This window comes from Streptococcus sp. DD11 (assembly GCF_001578865.1).
Classification (GTDB): domain Bacteria; phylum Bacillota; class Bacilli; order Lactobacillales; family Streptococcaceae; genus Streptococcus; species Streptococcus panodentis.
The window spans coordinates 1-299 of the sequence record NZ_KQ969476.1; the positions used below are offsets into that span (position 1 = coordinate 1).

At 49.8% G+C, this 299-nt stretch carries 1 pseudogene; it reads right to left on the bottom strand.

The annotated features are described in order from the left end of the window. Positions 1-299, bottom strand: a pseudogene (locus STRDD11_RS13845) (hypothetical protein); the annotation flags it as partial.

A 299-nucleotide genomic window follows, 5' to 3' on the forward strand; every position in this document is an offset into this window, starting at 1 on the left:
CCTCGGCCTCTTTGATGACAGGGTCTGTCGGGATGTCAAAAGGCTGATTGCGGAAGAATTCGAACCATTTCTGCAGATTGTAATCCGCTACCTTATCTCTATTATACTTGCTTAGTTCCAAGAATGCAAATGCCATCGGCGGACGGCTCCGGCTGTCTTTGAAGTCGGAAAGCAGGGGCTCTCCGGTCTCATCATCCCTGAGTGAAATGGTGCGGAAAGCGCGCCCGTCTGCAAAATAATCCTGCTCTAGAATGGCAATGCAGTAGACGGGGTTCATCTCTGAATACAGTGTATGCGTT